This is a genomic window from Xanthomonas sp. SHU 308 (genome assembly GCF_000364645.1).
GTDB lineage: Bacteria > Pseudomonadota > Gammaproteobacteria > Xanthomonadales > Xanthomonadaceae > Xanthomonas_A > Xanthomonas_A sontii.
This window is the reverse complement of record NZ_AQOK01000162.1, coordinates 1-7,373: the sequence shown is the minus strand read 5'-3', so window position 1 is coordinate 7,373 and position 7,373 is coordinate 1. Positions and strand designations below refer to the sequence as shown.

General features: G+C 69.4%; 7 protein-coding genes and 1 pseudogene. All 8 read right to left on the bottom strand.

All coding sequences use genetic code 11. From position 1 onward, the window contains the following. Positions 1-127: 127 nt before the first annotated feature. A complete protein-coding gene (locus D588_RS0106680) occupies positions 128-685 on the bottom strand; it encodes an ankyrin repeat domain-containing protein (RefSeq protein ID WP_026143452.1) in 558 nt (185 codons plus the stop codon). A 64-nt stretch (positions 686-749) separates the two neighbouring features. Beyond that, positions 750-2,273, bottom strand: coding sequence for a catalase KatB (gene katB / locus D588_RS0106675; RefSeq protein WP_026143451.1), 1,524 nt, complete (start codon positions 2,271-2,273; stop codon positions 750-752). Between the two features lie 540 nt (positions 2,274-2,813). Next, a complete protein-coding gene (locus D588_RS0106670; protein ID WP_232764247.1) occupies positions 2,814-3,311 on the bottom strand; it encodes a hypothetical protein in 498 nt (165 codons plus the stop codon). Positions 3,312-3,454: 143 nt separating this feature from the next. Continuing rightward, a complete protein-coding gene (gene dinG / locus D588_RS0106665) occupies positions 3,455-5,584 on the bottom strand; it encodes an ATP-dependent DNA helicase DinG (RefSeq protein ID WP_017907401.1) in 2,130 nt (709 codons plus the stop codon). 67 nt (positions 5,585-5,651) lie between these two features. Beyond that, the gene (locus tag D588_RS0106660; RefSeq protein WP_017915430.1) at positions 5,652-6,008 is read right to left on the bottom strand and encodes a hypothetical protein; all 357 of its coding nucleotides are present in this window, start codon (positions 6,006-6,008) and stop codon (positions 5,652-5,654) included. A 43-nt stretch (positions 6,009-6,051) separates the two neighbouring features. Beyond that, entirely contained in the window at positions 6,052-6,396 is a 345-nt protein-coding gene (locus D588_RS0106655) for a hypothetical protein (protein ID WP_017909813.1), read from the bottom strand. 130 nt (positions 6,397-6,526) lie between these two features. Beyond that, positions 6,527-6,871, bottom strand: a complete 345-nt coding sequence (locus tag D588_RS0106650; RefSeq protein ID WP_017915428.1) for a hypothetical protein — start codon at positions 6,869-6,871, stop codon at positions 6,527-6,529. Between the two features lie 37 nt (positions 6,872-6,908). Beyond that, positions 6,909-7,373 (bottom strand): annotated as a pseudogene (locus D588_RS0106645) (shikimate dehydrogenase); the annotation flags it as partial.

The window sequence follows — 7,373 nt, the reverse complement described above, 5'->3', positions numbered from 1 at the left end:
GCACGGGCCGCGGCGGGCCGGAGGAACCGGCCACCCGGGCATTTTCGCCGATCCGGGGCCCGCGATCCACGCGCCGTGCGATCGCCGTGCCCGGCCTCCGCCCGGAGGCGGGGCGGGGCGGGACCGCTCAGCGTGCCGGTGCGGTCGCGAACTCGCCGCGCTGCAGCTTGGCCACGTCGTTGCCTTGCGCATCCCTGGCCTGCAGGTCGGCGCCCTTGGCGGCGAGGTCCTTCAGCACCTCGGTGCGCTGGAACAGCGCCGCATACATGGCCGCGGTCTGACCGGCGTTGTTGCGCTGGTCCGGCGCACAATCGGCCTGCATCAGCCGCTTGGCGATGCTCAGCTCGCCCTTGAAGATGGCGCCCATCAACGCGGTGTTGCCGCGCTTGTCCTGCGCGCAGGGGTTGGCACCGGCGCGCAGCAACTGCTCCACCGCCGCCTGCTGGCCGTGGTAGGCGGCGAGGATCAGCGCGGTGTAGCCCTTGTCGTCGCGGGTATCGAGGTCGTAATGGGCGCGGATGAACTCGGCCAGCATGTCCTGGCGGCCCTGCCGCGCGGCATCGAAGAAGTAGCTGCGTAATTGCGCCTGCACTGCAGTCGGATCGGGCGCGGGCGGCGCGGCCGGTGCAGCGACCGCCGTGGCGCTGACCGCGAGGCCAAGAAGGAAGAGGACAACACGACGCATGGGGAGTCTCCGCAAGAGAGTACGCGGCGCGGCGATGCCGCCGCCGGGCCGCGCGTGGGACGGATCAATCCTGCAGCTGCGCGGCCAGTTGCTTGACCCGCGCCAGGTCGCCCTTGGCCACCCGCGCCACGCCGCTGCCGTAGGCCGGGTCGGCCTTGTACAGGAACGACAGCATGATGTGCTTGCTCGCGTCGTCGGTGCCGGCCAGCGATTCGCCGAAGCTCTGGATCAGGTCCTGCTGCTCCTTCTTGCTGTAGCCGCGGAACAGTTCGCCGGCCTGCTTGAAGTTCTGCTCGCGCGCGATCCTGGCCTGCTGGGTGGTGCCGGACAGCGGCAACTGGCTGTAGCGCGCGTTCGGATCCTGCGGCCGCGGGCTGAGACGGCTCGGCTCGTAGTTCACGCCGCTGCTGGTGCTGCCGGCATTCATCGCGCCGTCCTGGTTGCCGTTGTTGACCGCCACGCGCGGCCGGTTCACCGGCAGGCTCAGGCCGTTGGTGCCGACGCGGTACAGCTGCGTGTCGGCGTAGGAGAAGATCCGCCCCTGCAGCAGGCGGTCTTCCGACGGCTCGATGCCCGGCACCAGATTGGCCGGCGCCATCGCCACCTGCTCGGTCTCCTGGAAGAAGTTGTCCACGTTCCTGTTCAGCACCATCTGCCCGATCTTGCGCTCGGGCACGCCCGGCCAGATCTTGGTGGCATCCAGCGGATCGAAGTCGAACTTGGCCAGGTCCTCGGGCGCGAGCACCTGGATGTACAGGTCCCACTTCGGATAGTCGCCGCGCTTGATCGCGCCGACCAGGTCGTTGGTCAGGTGGCTGTAGTCCTTGCCCTGCACCGCCACCACCTGCTGCGGATCCAGGTTCTTGAGGCCCTGCAGGCTCTTCCAGTGGAACTTGACGTAGTGCACCTGGCCCTGCGCGTTGACCAGCTTGTAGGCATGCACGCCGTTGCCGTCCATGAAGCGGTAGCCGGCCGGCGTGCCTTCGTTGGAGTACAGCAGGGTCAGGGTGCGGGTCGCCTCGGGCACGTGCGAGAAGAAGTCGAAACGGCGCGCATCGTCGTCGAGGTTGGTGCGCGGGTCCGGCTTGAACGCATGCACCATGTCCGGGAACTTGATCGCATCGCGGATGAAGAAGGTCGGGAAGTTGTTGCCCACCAGGTCCCAGTTGCCTTCGCTGGTGTAGAACTTTGTGGCGAAACCGTGCGGATCGCGCAGCGTCTCCGGCGAATGGTTGCCGTGCACCACCGAGGAGAAGCGCACGAACACCGGCGTGGTCGTACCCGGCGCGAACACCTTGGCCTTGCTCAGGTCGGAGATGTCGGCGGTGGCGGTGAACTCGCCATGCACGCCGGTGCCGCGCGCGTGCACCACGCGCTCGGGGATGCGCTCGCGGTCGAAACGCTGCAGCTTCTGGATCAGTTGCACGTCCTGCAGCAGCGTCGGGCCGTTGGGCCCGGCGGTCTGCGAGTTCTGGTTGTCGCCCACCGGCGCACCGTTGTCGCGGGTGAGCGTGGACTGCGCGGCGCTGGCCGACAGGATCAGGGAAGGCGACAACAGGACAAGCAACAACAGGGATCCAGGGCGCATGGCGTCGGCTCGCGTGAAGGGAGCTGCAGCATGGCGGGAGTGCGACGCGCAGAACATTCGTTCCTTGCGATCGCTGCCATCGACGCGGCCAATCGCATCCGCGCACTGTGATCGCGACCATTGGTAGAGCGCGCAATCCGTTGCAGCGGCAGCGTCGTCGCTGCGTCACTCGACGACAATGCAGCCGCAGATCGACCGCAAAATGTAGACGCGCCTGGCTAACGGCGGGAGTGGCGCTTGCTGGAATGCGCGGGCAGCAGCCGGGCGCGCGCGCATCGGAAGAGGCGCCCCCAAAAAACGAAGAGGCAGGTTTGCAGTTCTAAAGGCGCAATGCGTTCACCGATTGCAACGCCACACCGCAATACCGCGGCAAGGGACGTTTCCGATCGCGCATGCCGCATGCCTTGGGGCGCGGCTGACGCTTCGGTGCACGATCGACGCGGCGGCAACTGCGAAGGCGTCATTCCTGGGCAAGCGCGCGGTGAGCGAGAGGGCCAGTGCAGCAGCCCGCCCTCCCCGGCTCTGCCGCGATGGCGGACGCTAGCGCTTCGCGCTCAGCGCGCGGCTGCGGTCGGCGAACAGTGTCTGATCGGCGCGGCTGTAGGCCTCGCGCTGCACGGCCGCATCGATGCCGCGCTGGAAGTCGGCGCGGAACGCCGACTCGGTGATGCGCTGGGCGATCAGGAACACCGCGTGTGCCGTGTCGGCGCCGACCGCCTGCGCATCGGGAAAGCCCTGGCGCCGGATCAGATCGGTCAGGCGCTCCTGGCTTTCCTTCTGCGCCGTTCGCACCTCGCGCGCATACGCGCGCAACGAGATGGTGTCGTGCTGCAGCCGCTGCGGCGAATAGTCGCGCTTGAGATCGGCGCGGGCCTGTGCGTCGTCGCTGATCAACTGCAGCAGTTGCGTGCGATAGGCCGGATTGGCCGGCGCTGCCGCTGCTGCGTCTTCTGTCGGTGCGCCCGTCGGCTGCGCCACGGCGATGCCGGTCAGCACGCACAACGCCGCTCCGAACGCCCACTGTCTGGCGATTCGCATGATGATTCCCCCTGTCGCCCGCGATACTAGACCAGCGCGCGCGCCCTGTCCGCGCCGCGGCGGCGACCGCACGCCGTTGCCCTCAGTGCGATGCAAGCTCGGCAAACGGCGTCACATCGACAACCCAACGGGCGTCACATCGCCTAGCCGATCACCCGCTTGAACGGCGGCAACGCATCGATGATGCGCTTGCCGTAGCGCTTGGTCAGCAGCCGCGAGTCGAGAATGATCACGCGGCCGTGGTCGTCGGCGGTGCGGATCAGGCGGCCGGCGAACTGGGTCAGGGTGCGCAGCGCGTGCGGCACCGCGATCAGGTTGAAGGCGTTGAGGCCGCGGCTCTCGAACCATTCGCCGAGCGTGGCGGTCTGCGGATCGGTCGGCACCGCGAACGGCACCTGGGTGATGACCACCGTGGTGCAGGCCTCGCCCGGCAGGTCCAGGCCCTCGCCGAAGGAATTGAGGCCGAACAGCACCGAGCCTTCGCCGGCGCCGATGCGGCGCATGTGCTCGCCGATCATCTGCGACTTGGAACCCTCGCCCTGCACCAGCACGCGGTTGCGCTGCGCGAGCGGCAGCAGGTCGGCCACCTTGAGCATCTTCCAGCGCGAGGTGAACAGCACGATCGAGCCCTTGCCCCAGTCCAGTTCGCGCACCAGGTAGCGCGCCACTTCGCGCGGATGGCCCTCGCGGTCGTCCGGCGCCACCGGGAACGCCGGCACGATCAGCTCGGCCTGGTTGGGCAGGTCGAACGGCGAGGACAGCGACACCATCTCGGCATGCGCGGGCAGGCCGTTGTCGATCGCCAGCGCCTGGAAGTCGCCGCCGCCGGTGAGCGTGGCCGAGGTCAGCACGGCCGCGTCCACTTCGCTCCACAGCAGCGATCGCAGCACCTGCGCGGCCGACACCGGCGAGCAATGGCAGATCAGATCGGCATCGCGCGAGGCGGTGATCCAGCGCGCCATCGGCGGCTGCCCGTCCTGGTCCTCGCGGCGCCAGCCCAGCCACAGCGCGTACTGCTGCTCGACCATCTCCAGGGCCATGCCCAGGTTGCGCTGCAGGCGTTCCTTGGCCGCGTCCTCCTGCTTGGACTTGGCCGCCATCTGGTGTGCGGCCTGCACCCAGTTCAGCAGCGCCCCGGTGTCCTGCGCCTGCGCATCGATCAGCGGCTTCCAGTCCTCGGGCAGGCGGCCGTTGGGCGCGCGCCACATCGGTTCGTCCTGGCCCGGCTCCGGCACCCACACCCGTTCGATCTCGGCGCGGAACGCCTTCAGGCCCTTGGCCACCTGCGCGGCCAGTTCGACCGCCTCGTTGGGCAACTGGTTGCCGATGCGGTCCTTGTCGGCGAGCCGGTAGGCGGCGCCGACCAGCGCCTGCAGGCGGCCGGTGCGCCGCGCCATCTCGTCCAGCGGCAGGTTCGCCGCGCCCTGGTCGATGGCGACGCCGGCGATGTGGTGGCCCTCGTCGAGCACCAGCAGCATGTCCGACGGCGGCGCGATCAGCGGCTGGCCGTTGTCGCTGTCGCCCAGCGACAGCGCCGACAGCAGCAGGGCGTGGTTGGTGACCACGATCTGCGCATCGCGCACCTCGCTGCGCGCCTTCAGCACCGGGCACTGCACCGCGAACGAACAGCGGCGCCCGGCGCAGCCGGCCGCATTGGTGGTGATGCGCGCACGCAGCGACGGCGGCACCGGCTCCGGCGCCGCATCCAGGTCGCCGTTCCAGGTCCGGTCGGCGTAGGCCTTGGCCAGCGCCCGCGCCTGCTCGGCCTCGGCCGGGCTCAATGGGCGGTCGTACAGCGGCGCCTCGTCCTCGAACATGCTGTCCTGCGCGGCCTCGCCATGCAGCTCGGCGACGTTGCGCGTGCACAGGTAACGGGTGCGGCCCTTGGCCAGCGCCACCGTGGCCTCCAGCCCGGTGGCCTTGAGGAAGGCCGGGATGTCGCGCTCGACCAGCTGCGATTGCAGCGCCACCGTGCCGGTGCTGATCACCAGTTTCTTCTTGCTCGCCAGGGCGATCGGCACGCCGGCGGTCAGATAGCCCAGGCTCTTGCCGACGCCGGTGGGCGCCTCGGCCACGCCGACGCCGCCGGAGGTGCCGAGCGCGCGCGAGACCACGCCGATCATCTGGCTCTGCGCGCGGCGCACGCGGAAGCCCGGCGTATTGGCCTGCAGCTTGGCGTAGGCATCGCGGATGGCCAGCTTGACCGGTTCGGTGAGCTGACGCGGGGACGGGCCGGACGCGGGCGGCGTCGACGGCGAAGCGGAATCGGTCATCCCGGCATTTTCTCACGTCCCGTCGCAAGGACTGAAACGCGGGAACTGAACGGCGCTGCGCGCCGTGTTATGGCGGCGGCGGCGCGGCCTTGCGCGGCAGCGCCAGCCACAGCGCGCGCAGCAGCAGAGCCAGCCCAGCCACGTACAGCGCATCGTCCAGCAGATGCACCAGCGCATAGGCGTCCGGATGAGTGCCGCGGAACTGGGGCGTCATCAGTTCCACCCAGCCCAGCACCGCGTTCAACAGGCGCGGCAGGATCGCGCCCATCAGCAGCACCGTCAGCCCGAGCCGCGCCAGCGTGCGTGCGCGGCCCGGCGCCAGCCGCGGGAGCAGCAGCAACGCGATCAGCGGCAGCAACAGCCGCGCCAGCAGGCCGAGCCCGCCGGTCAGCACGCTCATGTCCAGCACCGGGTGCACGCTCATCGCCAACATCCTCGCCTCCCTGGACGACGCACGCCCTTGTTCTTCACTGCGATGGCGCCCGCCGCGCCGGCAGGGCGAACCACAACGCCAGCACCAGCAACAGCGCGCTCACTGCCGTCAGCAGCGCGACGATCGCCTCCGACATGACCATCCACAGGTTGGATTCGGTCGCGTTCGCCGCGCGCGACATCAGCCACGCCGGCAACAACGACATGCCCGTCGTCAGTACCACGACCAGCACCAGCACGCCCAACCCCCACAAGCCGAGGGTACGCGGCCTGCCAGGGCCGCGCGTGGCCAGCAACCCCAGCCCGACCGCAGACATCGCCAGGATCGGGAACTGGAACAGCGCGGTGAGCAAGAGATAGTTCACGGCGACAGAGTCCACGCAGGACCTCCTCTTGATGGGCAGCGAACGGGGCGATCGGCGCCGACCAGGACCACGCCATAGGCGCGGCCCGGGCGTCCCTGCGGTTCTCGCAGCACGATCTCCCTGGACGCGGGTCGCCGCGACGCCATCAGTGCGGGTTTGCGACGCGCGGCGGCATGGCGAAGCGCAACGCCAGCACCAGCAGCAGCATGCCCACCGCGAAGATCAAGGCGACCGCGCCGTTGACGATGCCCAACAAGCTCGAGATCGACGAGTAACTGTGGCCTTGGGAAATCAACCACATCGGCACGAACCACAACGCCAGCCCCAGGCCCAGGGCCAGCAGCAGGACCGCCAGCCCGCAGATTCCCAAGGTGCGCGCACGGCCAGGACGGCGCGTGAACAGCAGCGCCAGTCCGACCACATAGACCAGCGCGAGCGGCAACTGCGTGAGCAGTCGCGTCAGCACTTGCAGCATCAATGATTCGTCCATGCGTTTATTCCCGGATAGAGGGTGGAGGCGAAGTGTTTCAGTCGGCGCTGACCAGCACGGCATCGCGCTCGCGCAGCGCGGCGTACACCGGGTCGGTGTCCGGGCGCACGCCGTGCCAGGCCTCGAAGCTCTCGGCGGCCTGTTCCACCAGCATGCCCAGGCCGTCCACGGTGTCGCGGCAGTGCGCCGCGCGCGCCCAGGCCAGGAACGCGATCGCCACCTCGCCGTAGTTCAGGTCCACCGCCAGGGTCATGCTGTTGATCAGCGACAGCGGCAGGGTGAAGCTGGCGGCCGGGTCGCGGCCGATGGTGGTGGCATTGACGATCAGCTCGAAATCGCCCAGCTCGCGCAGGTCCTCCCAGTAGCGCGAGATCGCGCGCGCCGGCTCGCCCAGCGCATCGACCAGCGCGTCGGCGCGTTCCGGCGCGCGGTTGACCACCACCAGTTGCTGTACGCCGGCCTCCAGCAGCGCCGGCGCCACGCCGCGCGCGGCGCCGCCCGC